Origin of the sequence: Phenylobacterium sp. (assembly GCF_025934275.1) — a bacterium.
In the GTDB taxonomy this organism is placed as follows: Bacteria; Pseudomonadota; Alphaproteobacteria; order Caulobacterales; family Caulobacteraceae; genus Phenylobacterium.
Genome location: NZ_JAICYI010000013.1, coordinates 1 through 16,588 on the forward strand (window position 1 = coordinate 1; position 16,588 = coordinate 16,588).

Here is a 16,588-nt window from a genome sequence, read left to right on the forward strand (position 1 = left end):
CTGGATCAGCCGATCGAGGTGCTGATCGAGCGCATCCGCCGCGAGATCGGGCTCCTCACCCAAGAGGAGGCCCAGCCGGTCATCGCCCGCTGGCGCGCCGCCCACCCCGACGCCGACACCTCCTGACCACCCGCGCTGAACCGTCATCCCGCAAGGCGCGCCGCGCCTGTCCGGGACCCCCTCCCGTCATGGCCGGCTTGTCGCGGCCACCCGTGCGCGCGGGCCGCCCTAGCTTCCCGCCGCGGCGATCGCGGCGTCCAGCTCCGGGAGGCTGTGGTAGCCGGGCGTCAGCATCTTGCCGTTGACCACGAAAGTCGGCGTCGAATCGACGTGGTTGTCCTTGGCGTTCCTCTCGGTGCGGTCGTTCAGCGCCTGGATCGCCTTGTCGTCCGAGACGCACCTGTTGAACTGGTCCTCGGTCATGCCCATCGACTTGGCGATCGTCTCCAGCGTGCCGCGCGGGTCGGCGAAGGCCTGCTGCTGGTTCTTGAAGATGGCGTCGACCACCGGGAAGTACTTGTCGGGTCCGGCGCAGCGGGCGAGCAGGAAGCCGGAGGCGGCCACCGTCACCTCCGGTCCGCCGCCCACCAGCATCTCGCGGAAGACGTAGTGCACCCGGCCGGTGTCGACGTACTTGGCCCGGAACGCCGGCCACACCTCGAGCTGCCACTTGTCGCAGACCGGGCAGCCGACCGAGGCGTACTCGATCACCGTCACCTTGGCCTTCGGATTGCCGAGGCTCATGTCGTCGGGCAGCGCCGAGGCCGAGCCGCCGCCCGAGGCCTTGTTCTGGCTGCAGGCCGCCAGCGCCAGCGCGCTCAGCAGCACCGCCACGGCGAGCTTGATCCTCGGCATCTTCCTCATCCCTCGAGACGGCGGCCCATAGGCGGGCGCGGCGCGGAATGTGGCCCAAGCCGGGCCGTAAAGAAAGGCGCGGCGGGCCCGTTCACACCTCGTCAATCTTGTCGCGCGCAATCGTCCCCTGCGGTAAGGGTCGGCCCGGTCGGGGCGGACCTCTGTAGGACGACTGAACGAGAATGGCAGACGCGCAATCGCCCGGACCCGGCGGTCGCGGACCCGACAGGCGCGGTCCCCGTCCGCCCCGCCCGCGGCGGACCCGCCTGCAGGCGTTCATCTACTGGACCATGGTGATGGGCGTCTGGGCGCTGATCTTCCTGGTCGCCTTCTTCGCGGTCTTCTCGGTCGACCTGCCGGACACCTCCAAGCTCTATGAGGTGAAGCGGCAACCCTCGGTGTCCTACCTCGACCGCTCCGGCGCGCTGATCGCGGTGCGCGGCAGCCAGTACGCGCCGCCGGTCGACCTCGACAAGCTGCCGCCCTACGTGCCGAAGGCGTTCATCGCCATCGAGGACCGCTGGTTCTACTGGCACTTCGGCTTCAATCCGTGGGGCATTGCGCGCAGCTTGTTCTACAACGCCACCCACCGCGGCGGTCCGCTGCGCGGCGGCTCGACGATCACCCAGCAGCTCGCCCGCAACCTGTTCCTGACGCCCAGCCAGACCTACCGGCGCAAGATCCAGGAGTTGATCCTGGCGGTCTGGCTGGAGGCCAAGTTCTCGAAGAAGCAGATCCTCGAGCTCTACCTCAACCGGGTCTATTTCGGCGCCGGCGCCTACGGCATCGAGGCGGCGTCGGAACGCTATTTCAACAAGCCCGCCTCGCAGCTGACCCTCTCCGAGGCGGCGCTGCTGGCCGGCATGATGAAGGGGCCCTCGCGCTACTCGCCGGTGGCCGCCACCGATCGCGCCGCCCGCCGTGCGACCATGGTGCTGGACGAGATGGTGCGCATCCACGCCATCACCCCGCAGCAGGAGCAGGCGGCGATCAACGGCGGCCCGATCCGCGTCAGCCCGGTGCTGGCCAACCAGCGGGCGCAGTACTTCACCGACTGGCTGGACGACCAGGTCCGCCAGCTGGTCGGCGAGCCCACCGAGGACCTCGTGGTGGAGACCACGCTCGACCTGCCCCTGCAGGCCGACGCCGAGCAGGCGCTGCAGCGCGACGTCGCCGCGGCGGCCGGCCTCGGGGTCCAGCAGGGCGCGCTGATCAGCGTCGACGGCGAAGGCCGGGTGCGCGCCTACGTGGGCGGGATCAATTACCTGCAGAGCCAGTTCGATCGCGTCAGCCAGGCGAGGCGGCAGGCCGGCTCGGCGTTCAAGCCGTTCGTCTATCTCACCGCGATGGAGGCCGGCCGCACGCCCGACACCCCGGTGGTGGACGAGCCGATCACCATCGGCAACTGGCAGCCGCGCAACTACACCGGCCGCTACCTGGGCCCGATCACCCTGGAGATCGCACTCAAGGAATCGATCAACACCGTGGCCGCACGGCTCGCCAACGAGGTCGGGACCGCCAACGTGGCGATGACCGCCAAGCGCCTGGGCATCACCTCGCCGATCCAGCTCGACCCCTCGATGGCGCTGGGCGCGGTGGAGGTGAGCCCGCTGGAGATGGCGCAAGCCTACGACGCCTTCTCCAACGGCGGCTTCTTCGCCAAGGCCCACGCCATCGAGCGGATCCGCACCGCCTCCGGCCGCGTGCTCTATGATCAGGGGATGGGCGGCGCCGAGCGGCGCGCCGTGATCGGCCAGCCGGCGCTCGGCTACATGATCCGCATGATGCGCGCCGTGATCGCGTCGGGCACCGGCACCAAGGCCGCGGTGCCGGGTTACGACCTGGCCGGCAAGACCGGGACCACCAGCGATTACCGCGACGCCTGGTTCATCGGCTACACCGGCGGCTTCACGACGGCGGTGTGGGTCGGCCGGGACGACAACACCCCGATGCGCAAGGTGACCGGCGGCACGGTGCCGGCCGGCATCTGGCACGACTACATGACCGCGGCGCTTCCCCGGCTGAAGGTCGCGCCGATCCCCGGCGGCGAGGCGCCGCAACCGCAACCCTCCGACCTCATCGGCGACCTGCTCAACGGCGCCCAGCAGATCATTCGCCCGCCCGACCAGGGGCCGCCGGAGCCCTATCCCGAGCGGCCGCCCGCCGACTCCAACATGCCGCCGTACTGACGATCAGCTGCCGAAGGCGTGCAGCCGGGCGCCCTCGGCGCGGAGCCACGCGCGGTGCGGGCGCTCGTCGCCGACCAGGGCCTTCACATGCGCCCAGAAGCGCGGCCCGTGGTTGAGCTCCAGCAGATGGGCGCACTCGTGGACGACGACGTAGTCCGCCACCTCGAAGGGGGCGAGCGCCAGGCGCCAGGAGTAGCGGATCGAGCCGGCGCTCCCGCCCCGTCCGGGACGGCACGATCCCCAACGCGCCCGGGCGTCCATGATCGCCACCTTCGGCATCGGCGCGCCGAGCCGGGCGGCGTGGACGGCGGTGCGCGCGCTGAGCACCGCCAGCGCTCGCTTGCGGATCATCAGCATGACTGCGCGGGCGTAGCCCTCGCCCTCGCCCATGGCGCTGATCCGGTGCGGCTCGCCGGCGGCCGCCTCATGCCAGCGGGCGCGTCCCGCGCCGGCCTCCAGCCGGACATCCTCGCCGAACACCTTCAGCACGAGCCCGGGATGGATAGGCTCGGCCGGCGGCAGTTCGGCCAGGCGCGCGGCGATCCAGTGGGCGCGCTCGCGGGCGAACGCGGCCGCCTCCGCCAGTCGGCGCGGCGACGGCGCCGTGGCGACGATCTGGCGGCGCGTGCGGTCGAGGCGCAACGACACCCGTCGGGCGCGGCGGTTGACCTTGAGCGTGACGACGGCGCCGGCCACCTCCAGCCGGTCGCCATCGGTGAGAGACCTGCCGAAGGGCGCCATGGTGCAGGACTGTACGGTCAGGCCTGAGTCGTGTCGAAGGCTGCATCCGTGCGGCGGATGAACGCGCGAATGCGGGGATAGATCTCCTCCTCGAACCGGCGGCCGTTGAAGACGCCGTAGTGGCCGACGCCGGGCTGAACGTAGTCCGCCTTCAGCGCCGGAGGCAGGCCGCCGCAGAGCTCGTGCGCCGCGCGCGTCTGGCCGATGCCGGAGATGTCGTCGTTCTCGCCTTCGACCGTGAGCAGGCCGATGTCGGTGATCCGCTCGGGTCGCACGCGGCGGCCGCGATGGACGAGCTCGCCCCGGGGCAGGAGGTGGCGCTGGAACACCTCGTCCACCGTCTGGAGATAGAACTCCTCGGTGAGGTCGAGGACCGAAAGGTACTCGTCGTAGAACTGCAGGTGCTTCTCGGCGGAATCGCCGTCGCCGGCCATCAGCTGCTGCAGGTACTGCAGGTGCGCCGCCTGGTGCCGCTCGAGGTTCATCGACATGAACGCCGCGAGCTGCACGAAGCCCGGATAGACCCGACGGCCGACCCCCGGGTGCGGCGGCGGCACGGCGTAGATCATGTTGGATTCGAACCAGGCGAACGGGCGCGTCTCGGCCAGCCGGTTGGTCACGGTCGGCGACAGCCGGGCGTCGATCGGTGAGCCCATCAGGGTCATCGAGGCCGGCCGGTGCGGGTCGCCGTCCTCGGCCATCAGGCTGGCCGCCGCCAGAACCGCGGGCCCGGGCTGGCAGACCGCCGCCACGTGCGGCCGCGCGCCGAGCTTCGCCAGCATCTCGCGGACGTGGTCGATGTAGTCGTGGAAGTCGAACCCGCCCTCGACGAGCGGGACCTCGCGGGCGTTCGTCCAGTCGGTGACGTAGACCTCATGGTCGGCCAGGAAGGCGCGCACCGTGCCGCGCAGCAGGGTGGCGTGATGGCCCGAGAGCGGCGCGACGATCAGCACGATCGGTTCGGCCGCCGTGCGCCCGGCCGCGGCGAGGCCCGCGGGATCGCGCCGGAAGTGCAGCAGCTTCACCCAGGGCGTCGACCAGACCGTCTCGACGGCCACCCGCACCGGCCGCCCTTCGATGCGCACCTCGTCCACGTCCCAGGCCGGCTTGCCGTAACGGCGCGTGAGGTTCGCGTAGAGATCGGACGCCGCGTAGAGGCTGCGGCCGAGTTCGGTGTCGCGGGCCGGGTTCAGCGGCGAGGACCAGAACTCCCGCGACATGAGGGCCGCCAATCGGAAGGGCGTCGCCGCGTAATAGCCGGCCTCATAGAGCGAATAGAGCATGCCGCCTCGTCGTTGTGCGCTGCAGCATTAACATGCGATTCCTTAATCGGCTGCACAAATGGCGGCGTCTGCGATCAGCAGCTCTGCGCGCCTGCCCCCTGCGACATGGCTTTCTCCACGCGTGCTGCGATCTCCTTTGGGGTCGTGTCGTAGGGGATCACGCACACGAAGTCGCCCTTGGGGTTCATCAGGTAGGTGAAGCTCGAGTGGTTCACCGAGTAGTCGGGGCCCGAGCCGGCCGGCTGATAGAACACCTTGTAGTCGTGCGCCGCCTGGGCGACCTGCGCGGGCGAGCCGGTCAGCCCCACCAGGTGTTGCGGAAAGGCGGGGGTCCGCACGTAGTTGGCCATCACCTTGGGCGTGTCGCGCGCCGGATCGACGGAGATGAACACCGTCTGGAAATCCGCGGCCCTGGCGCCCAGCGCCTGCTCCGCCTGGCCGAGCGCGAAGAGCGTCGTGGGACAGGCGTCCGGACAGAAGGTGTAGCCGAAATAGACCGCGCTCCACTTGCCCTTCAACACACCCTGGTCGACGGGCCGGCCGGACGTACCGGTCAGGTGGAACGGCCCGCCGATGGCGACGGTTTGCTGCTTCGGCGCCAAAATTCCCTTCTCGACGGCGAGTCCGGTGAGCACCGCAAACGCCAGCGCCAGCCCCGCGAGGACGACCAGGAAGCCCCGGCTCATGACCCGTTCGGTCCCCTTTTCCGCATTTGGGCTCGTCAGCCGCCGTCGGGCGCGCGATCCTGACGAGGCCATGGCTGACGTGCGGACCCCGGCTGCGCCTTCGCTGACGCCCGCTGGCCGTCTCGATAGAGCGCGCTCCTCCGCCGCGCAAGCCGCCGCGACGCCCGGGGAAACCGACTGGGGCGAGGGCGCGATCCACCGCGGTCGGCTGCGGGTGCGCTCGCTCGTCACCCAGCGCTGGCTGATCCTGGGCGGCGAGGCCCTGCTCCTGCTGGTCGCCTATTTCGTGCTGGGCTTCAGGGCGCCCTATCCGTTCTGCTTCGGCGTGGTCGCGGCCGGCGGCTGGGTCAACCTGCTGACAGGCGTGGCCTCTCCGGGCCAGCGCGTGCTGGGCGACGTGGAGGCGGCCGCCCAGCTCGGCGTCGACATCGTGCAGATCGCGGTGCTGATGTTCCTGACCGGCGGAACTGCGAACCCGTTCATGGTGCTGCTGATCGCGCCGGTGACCTTGGCGGCGGCGACTCTGCCGCGCCGGCACCTGCTGGCCCTGGGCGGACTGGCGGCGGCGGCGTCACTGGCGCTGGCCTATGTCGCCCTGCCGCTGCCCGAGACGGTCGGCCGCGCGCTGGCGATCACTCCGGATTACCGCGTGGGCGCGGCGATCGCGAACATCGCCGGCCTGGCGCTGATCGGCGGCTTCGTCCGCCAGAGCGCCGTCGAGGCGGCGCGCATGGCGCTGGCGCTCGACGTCACCCAGACGGTGCTGTCGCGCGAGCAGCAGCTGTCGGCGCTCGGCGCTCTCGCCGCCGCCGCGGCGCATGAACTCGGCACGCCGCTTGCGACCATCTCCATTGTCGCCAAGGAGCTGGCGCGCGAAGCGCCGACGCCCGCGGTGAAGGATGACGCCGAGCTGCTCATGGCCCAGGCGGAGCGCTGCCGCGAGATCCTGCGCCGGCTGACCGAGACGCCGGACAAGGCCTCCGACGAGGTCCATGAGCGCATGAGCCTGCGCCAACTCGTGCAGGAGGTGATCGAGCCGCACGCCGAGGTGAAGGACGTGCGTGTGGAGGCGATCGTCACCGGCGCCCCCGGCGTGGGCTCGCCGGACCTGCGGCGGATGCCGGAGATCATCCATGCGCTGACATCGTTCGTGGAGAACGCCGTCGACTTCGCCGCCGCCGAGGTGCTGGTCACCGCCCGCTTCGACGCGGAGACCGTCTCGGTCGAGGTTCGCGACGATGGCCCGGGCTTCGCGCCGGAAGTCCTCGCCAAGCTGGGCGAACCCTATGTGACCACCCGGCCCGGCGCCGAGGGCTCGCGGACCGGGCATATCGGTATGGGGCTGGGCTTCTTCATCGCCAAGACGCTGCTGGAACGAACCGGCGCCGTCGTGACCTTTCAGAACGGCCGGCCGCGGGGCGCGGTGATTTCGGCGCGATGGCCGCGCTCGCGCGTTGAAGTTGGCGAGGCGTGATGACCCAGGGCTTGCGAATAGGTGAGTTCGTGCGACAGGATGCCGCAATGGTTGCGTTTAGGGAGCCCCGCCGCGGGGTTACGGCATGACCGACCTTTCCTCCGAAGTCTCCGGGCTGCCTGACAAGTCGCTGCTGCTGCTCGATGACGATGCGCCGCTGAGGACGCGACTGGGCCGCGCGCTGGAGCAGCGCGGCTTCGAGCCGGTCCTGGTGGCGAGCGTCACGGAGGCGATCGCCGCGGTGAAGCAGAAGCCGCCCGCCTACGCCGTGCTGGACATGCGGCTGGAGGACGGTTCGGGGCTCAAGGTGGTGGAGGCGGTGCGCGACGCGCGCCCCGACGCCAAGATCATCATGCTGACCGGCTACGGAAACATCGCGACCGCTGTGCAGGCGGTGAAAGCCGGCGCCGTCGACTACCTCTCCAAGCCCGCCGACGCCGACGACGTGGCGCGGGCGCTGCTGTCGAAGGGCGACGTTCCGGCGCCGCCGGAGAACCCGATGAGCGCCGATCGGGTCCGCTGGGAGCACATCCAGCGGGTCTACGAGCTCTGCAACCACAACGTCTCGGAGACCGCCCGGCGGCTCAACATGCACCGCCGGACGCTGCAGCGGATCCTCGCCAAGCGGGCGCCGCGCTAGGGGTCAGCTGTCCGCCTTCTGCTCCGCCTTCTTGAGCGCCTCGGCCCACTGCGCCTGCGCCTGCTGGCGCGCGGCGTTCGCGGGCGCCAGCGGCTGACCCGCCGCGCGCGCCTGCTCGGCGATCTGCCGGCCGAGCGCGAGCACCCGCGGGATCTCCTCGTCGGCGAGCGGCCTCATCGCCTGCTTCCGGGCGAACGCGGCCTCGATGTAGGGCGCGAGCTCGGCCTGCTTGGCCGCGACACGCTCGGCCTCGCCCACGTGGAATTCGGGCATCACCTCGCGGGCGAACAGCTCCAAGGCCTCGCAGATGTGTTCGTGCTTGTTGCGGCCGCCCTGCTGGATGAAGGCGACCTGGTCGACGCCCACGTCAGCGAACTTGCGCAGGTGCGCCCGCAGCATCTCGGGCGTGCCGATGCCGCCCTCGTCGGCCTGATCCTGGGGCATGTTGGCGAGCGCCGCCTGGAAGGTCTCCCAGATGCTCGTCCGCCCGGGGACGTGCTCGCCGAAGCCATAGTGCCAGCCGAGCGCGAAGGCGAAGAAGCGGAAGCCCTCGCGAAAGCGGCGCCTGGCCTCGGCGGCGTCGGCGTGCACGCCGAACGAGGAGACCATGCAGATGTTGGCGTTCACGGCGTGCCCGATCGGCACGCACTCCTCCTTGAGGATCCGGTAGTAGTCGTCGACCCACTGCTTGGCCTCGTCCGGGCTGACGAAGGCGAAGGTGAGCGCGCCGATGCCGAGGCGGGCGGCGAGCTTGATGGTCTCGCGATTGGAGCAGGCGACCCACAACGGCGGATGCGGCTTCTGCACCGGCTTCGGCACGATGTTGCGGCAGGGCATCGAGAAGAACTTCCCCTCGAAGCCCGGATAGGGGTCCATCGCCAGCATGTTGGCGGCCTGCTCGACCGCCTCGCGCCACTGGTCGCGCTTCTCGCCCACCGGTACGCGGTAGCCGCCCAGCTCGAGGGCCGCGGAGCTCTCCCCCGTGCCCCACTCCACCCGGCCGTTGGAGACCAGGTCGAGGGTCGCGATCCGCTCGGCCACCCGGGCGGGGTGGTTGTAGTTCGGCGGCATCAGCGTGATGCCGTGGCCCAGGCGGATGGTCCTGGTCCGCTGCGAGCAGGCCGCCAGGAACACCTCCGGCGCGGAGGAGTGGGAATATTCCTCGAGGAAGTGGTGCTCGACCTCCCAGACGTTGTCGAGGCCCAGCCGGTCGGCGAGTTCGACCTGATCGAGCGCGTCCTGGAACAGCTTGAGCTCGAGCCCTTCCGTCCAGGGTCTGGGCAGCTGGTGCTCGTAAAAGATCCCGAAACGCATGGCTCAAGTCCTCGTCTTCAAATCGCTTCCGACGTCTCGTCCGGATGCTCAGCGCGCCAGACGGCGAGCCGCTCCTCGCGTTCGCGCAGGCGCTGGCCGCGCAGCTCCGGATCCCACGCCTGGCGCGGCCCGGTGAACATGCCGCCGTCGACCAGCATGTGGACGCCGGTGACGAACTCCGACTCGTCGGAGGCGAAGAACAGCGCCGCCGCGGCGATGTCGGCGGGCTCGCCGGGCTTGGGGATCGGCTGGGCCTCCGGCGCGCCCTGGCGCATCTCAGCCTTGACCATGTCGGCGAAGCCGGAGGGTACGCCGGGCGTGAAGATGTTGGTCAGGATCAGGCCCGGGCAAATGGCGTTCACCCGAATGCGGTCGCGGCCGAGCTCGGCGGCGGCCAACCGCGTCAGGTGGATCACCGCAGCCTTCATCGTCGAATAGGCGATCGGGCCAGCGCCGGCCTGCATGCCGGCGATCGAGGCGGTGTTGATGATCGAGCCGCCGCCGCGCCGCTTCAGGTGAGGGATGGCGTAGCGGATGCCGAGCGCCACCGAGCGAAGCAACAGAGCCTGCGTCCGGTCCCACGCCTCGCCGGTCATCTCAGAAAGCGTCTCGCGCGCCCCGCCGGCGCCGGCATTGTTGAACACCACGTCGAGACCGCCGAACCGGGCGCTCGCAGCGTCCATGAGCGCGGCTATATCGGCCTCTTCGGTGACGTCGCATCGCTGGAAGGCGACCTCGCCCCCGTAGCGCGCCGCCAGCGCCAAGCCGGCCGCTTCGTCGATGTCGCCCACCAGGACGCGCGCGCCTTCCGCGGCGAAGCGCTCGACGGCGCCCAGGCCGATGCCGGAGGCTCCGCCGGTGATCGCTGCGACCTTGCCCTTGAGCCGATCCATAAGGGCCGTCCTCCGCCGGGCCGCCTCGCGCGCGGCCGTGGGTTATCGATGATTAGCGCCGGGGAACGGTCGCAAGCAAACCGCAACTTCAAATCGGCGACCGCTATCCCACCGCTGCCTCGAACCGGTTGACGCATCCGCGGCGCTCCCTCAGCCTGAGGGCGAGAAGAAAGCCGGGGAGAACAGGGCCTTGACCATCAACTCCCTGGCCAGCGCGCGCCGCCTGAGCTTCCCGACCCGTTTCTTCTACGGCTTCGGCTCGATCGCCTTCGGGGTGAAGGACAACGGCTTCTCCTATTTCCTGCAGTTCTTCTACGCCCAGGTGATGGGCCTGCCTGCGGCGACGGTGGGCCTGGCGATCATGTTCGCCCTCATCCTCGACGCCTTCATCGATCCGATCATCGGACAGCTGTCGGACAACACGAGGAGCAGGTGGGGCCGGCGGCATCCGTTCATGTACGCCTCGGCGGTTCCGGTCGCCCTGACCTACATGCTCCTGTGGAATCCGCCGGCCGGACTCAAGGGCGGCGCGCTGCTGATCTTCCTGTTCGCCGTCGCGGTTCTGATCCGCAGCTTCATCTCCTTCTACGAGGTGCCCTCGGCCGCCTTGGCGGCCGAGCTCACGACCGAGTACGACGAGCGCACGCGGCTGCTCTCGTACCGTTATCTGTTCGGCTGGATCGGCGGGCTGGCCATGTACGGCCTGGCGCTGCTGGTCTTCTTCAAGCCCGACGCCACCCATGCCGTCGGCCAGCTCAATCCGTCCGGCTACGCCCGCTATGGCCTGTTCGCCGGCGCGCTGATGCTGTTTGCGATCCTGGTCACCTCGATCGGCACGCACAAGCAGATCCCGAACCTGCGCGCGCCGCCGCACGAGCGCGTCACCATGGGGCAGCTCGCGCGCGAGATGTTCGGCACGCTGGCCAATCGCTCGTTCCTCATGATCCTGGCGTCGAACTTCTTCTACGCCATGGGCATCGGCCTGGGGTTCTCGATCAACCTCTACTTCACGACCTATTTCTGGGAGTTCTCGTCCTTCCAGATCGGCATGTTCACCTTCTCGAGCCTGCTGGCCGCGTTCCTCGCGTTCGCGGTCGCGCCGCAGATCGCCAAGCGGTTCGACAAGCGGCCGGCGACGATGATCCTGATCCCGCTGGGACTCATCCTGGCCATTGGCCCGATCGTGCTGCGGCTACTGGGCGTCTTCCTGCCGAACGGCTCGCCGGCGCTCTACCCGACGATCTGGATCATCAACGTTTTCGCCACCGGCCTGGGCATCGCAGGCTCCATCCTGTTCTCCTCGATGATCGCCGACGTTGTCGAGAATTCGGAGCTCACCACAGGACGCCGGCAGGAGGGCCTGTTCTTCGCCGCCGTGTCCTTCGTGAACAAGGCGGTGTCCGGCATGGGCATCTTCACGTCCGGAATGATCATCAGCGCGATCCACTTCCCGCACGAGGTGCGGCCCGGCGCGGTGCCCGCCGCGGTCATCCGGGCGCTCGGCATGACTTACGTGCCGGTGCAGGTGGTGCTTTACGGAACGACCGTGCTGCTGCTCATCGGCTACCGGATCAGCCGGCGGAGCCACGAGGACACCCTGCGCAAGCTCGCCGCGGCGGCGGATCTGGCGGCGGAGGGCGAACCGGCGTCGGCCGGGGCCGAAGCCGTCTAGCGCGCGAAGAGGCCCATCAGCAGCGGGCGCACGAAGACGGCCGGGGCGGCCTTCTGCTTCACGCCCGGCACCCAGAAGCGGAGCTCGGCGCCGGCGTTGAGCGTCGCGTTCAGCATCTGCGCCGCGATCGCCGGATCGACCGCCCGGAGCGAGCCCTCGGCAATGCCGTCGGAGATCATCGCGGCGAAGCCGTCGGACACGCGGTCCGATTGCTGGACCGTCTTCTTGCGGATCGGCTCCGGCAACGCGGCGAGCGCCGAGGTCCTGAGCAGCGGGCCCTTGTCCGACAGCTGGTATTCGGCCAGCGCGGCGGCGGCGCTGCACAGCTTCGTCCACTGGTCGCCTCGCAGCTCCATGGCCAGACGCTGGGCGCGGCGCATGACCTCGAAGGTCCGCTCGAAGCAGGCGACCACCAGATCGTCCTTGGCCTCGATATGATGATAGAAGCTGCCCTTGGTCACGTTGAGCGCGGCGGAGATCTTGTCCACCGAGGCGCCACGGTAACCCCTGACGTTGATGAGCGTGGTGGCGGAGAGCAGGAAGGTCTCGCGGCTCATCTCCTGGATGTCCCGCGGCTGCAGCTCGGCGAGCGGAATGGGCTGAGGCGCCCAGACCGCGCCGTCGGACGCCAGGCCCCCAGCCAGGATGGCGTACATCCGCTCACCGATGCTCGGATACTCCGCGGGGTCATACTTCGGCAGCCAGGCCGCGCCCCAGAACAACTGCTCGAACAGCATGTGGGTCCGCGCGGTCCGCCGGCCGCGCGTCAGCCACTCCAGCTCGGGCGCCTCGAAGATCTGCCGCAGCCGGCGGAACAGCTTCATGAACGCCTCAAAGACGAAACCCAGGGCCGGCGGGTTGAGCGCCCGCAGGTCGGCCAGGGCCGGCAGGGGCGGGGCCGCCCCGACGGCGGCGATGCGCACGCGCTCGAGGTAGAGGCTGAGCAGGCGGCGCAGGCGCTGCTGCGGCGTGGGTTCGGCGAGCGCCTGGCCGACCATCCGATGCAGGGCCTCGATTCCGCGCAGCATGCAGGCGGCGGCGAGGTCATCCTTGCGCCTGAAGTAGTAGGTCACGCTGGTGGTCGAGAGATCGACCGCGGCGGCCGCATCGGCCAGCGTGAGGCCCTTCACGCCCCGTTGATTGAGCAGCGCAGTCGCGGCGTCCAGGATCGCCTCCCGCTTGCGCTCAAAGCGACCGGTCGAGCGAACCACGGTGCGCTGCATCGATCCGACTACCCTCCCCAAGCCGCATTTGCGCATGCGTGCGCGGACGACGCCATAGCCTGGAGGTTCAGGTGGAGGCGAACGGATAGGGCGAGATCGACTTCGAGAAGTCGTCGACCATGAGCGTGCGGCTGATCGGCTCGGCCGCGCGCTGCGGGCAGGCGGGCCGCTCGCAGAGGCGGCAGGCCGGACCGATCGCGGTGGCGACCGGCTCCTTGAGGTCCAGGCCGCGCGAATAGACCAGTCGCTCGGCGTACTTCAGCTCGCAGCCCATGCCGATGGCGAGCTCGGCGTCGTCGCCGGCGTAGGGCGTGGCCACGCGGGCCACAGTGCGCGCGACGGTGAAGTAGCGCTGCCCGTCCGGCGTCTCGATGATCTGGGTGATGATGCGGCCGGGGGTGCGGAAGCTGGAGTGAATGTTCCAGCGCGGGCAGGCGCCGCCAAAACGCGAGAACGGGAAGGTCGAGCCCGCGAACCGTTTGGAGATGTTCCCCGCCGAATCCACCCGCACCATGAAGAACGGCACGCCGCGCGCGCCCGTGCGGGCCAGCGTCGTGAGCCGGTGGCACGCCTGTTCGAAGGAGACGCCGAAGCGGGCGCGCAGCAGCTCGATGTCGTAACCGGTCCGCTCGGCGGCCTCGTAGAAGGCGCCGTAGGGCATCAGGACCGCGGCGGCCAGGTAGTTGCCGAGTGAGACCTTGAGCAGGTTGCGGGTCGGCCGGTCCGGCGGGGCGGCGCGGTCGGCGAGGCTGTCGAGCAACTCACCGTATTCCAGGAGCGCCAGCTGATAGGCGAGCGAGAACGACCGCCCGGCGCCGGTCAGCACCTCGGACAGGAACAGCCGCCGCCGGTGATGGTCGAAGCGGCGGACGCTCTCGGGCAGCACGTCGACGGGCGCCACGCGGACCTGGATGCCGTGCCGGCGGGCGAGCCGGTCGCGGGCGGCGGTCTGGAAGTCCTGCGGCTCCGACCTGAGCTCCGAGGAGAGCGCGTCGGCCGCCTCCTCAAGCTCAGCGAAATAGTTCTTCTGCGCCTGGATGAAGTCGCGCACCCAGTCCGACGGCGTGACCACCGGCGGCTGGTAGGTCCCTTCTTCCGGCCGTCCGACCGCGCCCAGCTCGCTGATCCGCCGCTGGTCCAGGTAGGCGCGGTAGAGGCGGACGATGGCCTCGGAAACGCCCGGGGCGCTGTCGGCGACTTCGGCGATCTCGTGGCGCGGCACGCCAAGGTCGCGGAACATCTGATCGGAAAGGATCTCGGCGAGGTCGGTGGCCGCGCCCGCCTCCGGGTCGCCCGAGAGGCTCTTGAGGTCGAGGTCGTAGGCCTCGGCGAGCCGCAGCAGCACCTGGGCCGTGACCGGCCGCTGGTTGCGCTCCAGGAGGTTGAGATAGCTCGGCGAAACCCCGAGGTCCTCGGCCATGCGGGTCTGGGTCAGCCCGAGATCACGGCGCAGGCGCTTCATCCGCGCGCCGAGGAACAGTTTGCGATCGGCGGTCATCGCGGGCATCTTGTGATGTTGTCACAGATTTACACGAATTACAAGGTCGTGCTGTGACACAATCGCCTTTTGCCGCCTTCCCAGCCGCTTCGCGCCTGCAATATCAAGCGTTAGAGAGATGAGGCGGCGTGTCAAAGGCCGGCCGAGTCATGGGCGAGCGGAAGAGGCAGATGTCCTACCAAGACCACATCATCGAGATGGGCCAGCTCATCAAGAGCAAGAACGGGACCTGGGACGGGATCGCACCCGAGGCCGTGGCGCGCATGCGCCTGCAGAACCGCTTCAAGACCGGCCTCGAGATCGCCAGGTACACCGCCGACATCATGCGCAAGGACATGGCGGCCTACGACGCCGATCCGTCCGACTACACCCAGTCGCTCGGCTGCTGGCATGGCTTCATCGCCCAGCAGCAGATGATCGCCATCAAGAAGCACTTCGGCTCGACAAAAGGCCGCTACATCTATCTCTCAGGGTGGATGGTGGCGGCTCTGCGCTCCGGGTTCGGCCCGCTGCCCGATCAGTCGATGCACGAGAAGACCACCGTGCCGGCGCTGATCGAGGAGATCTACACCTTCCTCAAGCAGGCCGACGCGCGCGAGCTGGGCTTGCTCTTCCGCGACCTCGACACGGCCCGCAAGGCGGGCGACGCGGCCAAGGAAGCCGAACTGATCGAGGCGATCGACAACTACGAGACCCACGTCGTGCCGATCGTGGCCGACATCGACGCCGGCTTCGGCAACGCCGAGGCGACCTACCTGCTGGCCAAGAAGATGATCGAGGCCGGCGCCTGCGCCATCCAGATCGAGAACCAGGTCTCGGACGAGAAGCAGTGCGGCCACCAGGACGGCAAGGTGACGGTGCCGCACGAGGACTTCATCCAGAAGCTGCGCGCGGTGCGCTACGCCTTCCTCGAGCTCGGGGTCGACAACGGGATCATCGTGGCGCGCACCGATTCTCTGGGCGCCGGCCTGACCAAGCAGATCGCCTTCTCGCAGGAGCCCGGCGATCTCGGCGACCAGTACAACGCCTTCCTCGATTGCGAGGAGATTTCGCCGGGTCAGCTGAAGGCGGGCGAGGTGGTGATCAGCCGGGGCGGCAAGCTGCTGCGCCCCAAGCGCCTGCCCTCCAACCTGTTCCAGTTCAAGCCGGGCTCCGGCGAGGACCGCGTCGTCCTCGACTGCATCACCTCGCTGCAGAACGGGGCGGACATCCTGTGGATCGAGACCGAGAAGCCCGACGTGGAGCAGATCGCCGGCATGGTCGACCGCATCCGCGCGGTGATCCCCAACGCCAAGCTCGCCTACAACAATTCGCCGTCCTTCAACTGGACGCTCAAGTTCCGCGAGAAGGTCTACGACCTGTGGGCGAAAGAGGGGAAGGATGTCTCCGCCTATGACCGCGACCGGCTGATGAGCGCCGACTACGACGCGACGCCGCTGGGGGTCGAGGCGGACAGCCGCATCCGCTCATTCCAGGCCGATGCCGCCAAGCGCGCGGGCATCTTCCACCACCTGATCACCCTGCCTACCTACCACACCGCCGCGCTCAGCACCGACAACCTCTCGAAGGAGTACTTCGGCGATCAGGGCATGCTGGGCTACGTGCTCAAGGTGCAGCGGGAGGAGATCCGCCAGGGGATTGCCTGCGTGAGGCACCAGAACATGTCGGGTTCCGACATCGGCGACGATCATAAGGAGTACTTCGCGGGGGAAGCCGCCCTGAAGGCTTCCGGCGCGCAGAACACGATGAACCAGTTCGCCTGAGCATGGGGCGCCGCGGGCCCAACGAAGCCCGCGGCGCGTTTCGAACGATGATGACCAAGGAACGGTTCTGGGTGGTCGGCGGCGAGTACAGCTGCCTGGCCTTCAAGACGCTGAAGAACGGCGCCCCCGAGGTGATGGGCCCGTTCGAGACGCGCGACGAAGCCAAGGACGCGTGGCGGCGGATCTCCGACCGGACCCGCAGCTGCGCCACCGCCAGGTACGCCATCGCCACCGAGCAGCTCGTCCTGCCGAACTGACTGTTTGAACCGCTCGCCCCCGCGCGGGCGGGGGTCCATGCTGAATCTCCGCCGGGATTCCCGCCGCCCGCGGGAAACGAGCGGGGCACCGGAGCCTGCC

The 16,588-nt window shown here is 69.3% G+C and carries 14 protein-coding genes; 6 read left to right on the top strand and 8 right to left on the bottom strand.

Features of this window, described 5'->3' with window-relative positions; translation table 11 throughout:
- Nucleotides 1-228 precede the first annotated feature (228 nt).
- The gene (locus tag Q0W60_RS05025; RefSeq protein WP_297693185.1) at nt 229-855 is read right to left on the bottom strand and encodes a DsbA family protein; all 627 of its coding nucleotides are present in this window, start codon (nt 853-855) and stop codon (nt 229-231) included.
- Between the two features lie 182 nt (nt 856-1,037).
- Between Q0W60_RS05025 and Q0W60_RS05030 the strand changes: the two genes are divergently transcribed.
- Nucleotides 1,038-3,044: a penicillin-binding protein 1A gene (locus Q0W60_RS05030; RefSeq protein ID WP_297693187.1), complete on the top strand. Its 2,007-nt coding sequence runs from the start codon at nt 1,038-1,040 to the stop codon at nt 3,042-3,044.
- A 3-nt stretch (nt 3,045-3,047) separates the two neighbouring features.
- Here the strand turns inward: Q0W60_RS05030 and Q0W60_RS05035 are convergent, their stop codons facing one another.
- From Q0W60_RS05035 to Q0W60_RS05045, 3 genes are all read right to left on the bottom strand, one after another.
- Complete coding sequence (locus Q0W60_RS05035; RefSeq protein ID WP_297693189.1) at nt 3,048-3,785, bottom strand: M48 family metallopeptidase; 738 nt, start codon at nt 3,783-3,785, stop codon at nt 3,048-3,050.
- A 17-nt stretch (nt 3,786-3,802) separates the two neighbouring features.
- Nucleotides 3,803-5,068 (bottom strand): polyhydroxyalkanoate depolymerase, encoded by a 1,266-nt coding sequence (gene phaZ, locus Q0W60_RS05040; protein WP_297693191.1) that lies wholly within the window; start codon nt 5,066-5,068, stop codon nt 3,803-3,805.
- 74 nt (nt 5,069-5,142) lie between these two features.
- Nucleotides 5,143-5,754 carry an SCO family protein gene (locus Q0W60_RS05045; RefSeq protein ID WP_297693193.1) on the bottom strand — a complete coding sequence of 204 codons (612 nt, stop codon included), beginning with the start codon at nt 5,752-5,754 and terminating at the stop codon, nt 5,143-5,145.
- 70 nt (nt 5,755-5,824) lie between these two features.
- Between Q0W60_RS05045 and Q0W60_RS05050 the strand changes: the two genes are divergently transcribed.
- Nucleotides 5,825-7,228, top strand: coding sequence for an ActS/PrrB/RegB family redox-sensitive histidine kinase (locus tag Q0W60_RS05050; protein ID WP_297693195.1), 1,404 nt, complete (start codon nt 5,825-5,827; stop codon nt 7,226-7,228).
- An 85-nt stretch (nt 7,229-7,313) separates the two neighbouring features.
- The gene (locus Q0W60_RS05055) at nt 7,314-7,868 is read left to right on the top strand and encodes an ActR/PrrA/RegA family redox response regulator transcription factor (RefSeq protein ID WP_297693197.1); all 555 of its coding nucleotides are present in this window, start codon (nt 7,314-7,316) and stop codon (nt 7,866-7,868) included.
- Nucleotides 7,869-7,871: 3 nt separating this feature from the next.
- On the opposite strand, the gene Q0W60_RS05060 is transcribed toward Q0W60_RS05055, so the two are convergent.
- Nucleotides 7,872-9,182, bottom strand: a complete 1,311-nt coding sequence (locus Q0W60_RS05060) for an LLM class flavin-dependent oxidoreductase (protein ID WP_297693199.1) — start codon at nt 9,180-9,182, stop codon at nt 7,872-7,874.
- 17 nt (nt 9,183-9,199) lie between these two features.
- Nucleotides 9,200-10,075, bottom strand: coding sequence for an SDR family oxidoreductase (locus Q0W60_RS05065; protein ID WP_297693201.1), 876 nt, complete (start codon nt 10,073-10,075; stop codon nt 9,200-9,202).
- Nucleotides 10,076-10,265: 190 nt separating this feature from the next.
- On the opposite strand from Q0W60_RS05065, the gene Q0W60_RS05070 reads away from it, so the two are divergent.
- Nucleotides 10,266-11,747 (top strand): MFS transporter, encoded by a 1,482-nt coding sequence (locus Q0W60_RS05070; protein ID WP_297693203.1) that lies wholly within the window; start codon nt 10,266-10,268, stop codon nt 11,745-11,747.
- Here Q0W60_RS05070 and Q0W60_RS05075 read toward each other — a convergent pair.
- On the bottom strand, nt 11,744-12,970 hold the full coding sequence (locus Q0W60_RS05075; RefSeq protein ID WP_297693205.1) for a TetR/AcrR family transcriptional regulator: 1,227 nt from the start codon (nt 12,968-12,970) through the stop codon (nt 11,744-11,746). The genes Q0W60_RS05070 and Q0W60_RS05075 overlap by 4 nt on opposite strands.
- Before the next feature lie 67 nt (nt 12,971-13,037).
- Entirely contained in the window at nt 13,038-14,468 is a 1,431-nt protein-coding gene (locus tag Q0W60_RS05080; RefSeq protein ID WP_297693206.1) for a helix-turn-helix transcriptional regulator, read from the bottom strand.
- Nucleotides 14,469-14,638: 170 nt separating this feature from the next.
- On the opposite strand from Q0W60_RS05080, the gene Q0W60_RS05085 reads away from it, so the two are divergent.
- Nucleotides 14,639-16,231, top strand: coding sequence for an isocitrate lyase (locus Q0W60_RS05085; RefSeq protein WP_297693208.1), 1,593 nt, complete (start codon nt 14,639-14,641; stop codon nt 16,229-16,231).
- A gap of 50 nt (nt 16,232-16,281) precedes the next feature.
- Nucleotides 16,282-16,488, top strand: a complete 207-nt coding sequence (locus Q0W60_RS05090; RefSeq protein ID WP_297693210.1) for a hypothetical protein — start codon at nt 16,282-16,284, stop codon at nt 16,486-16,488.
- Nucleotides 16,489-16,588 lie beyond the last annotated feature (100 nt).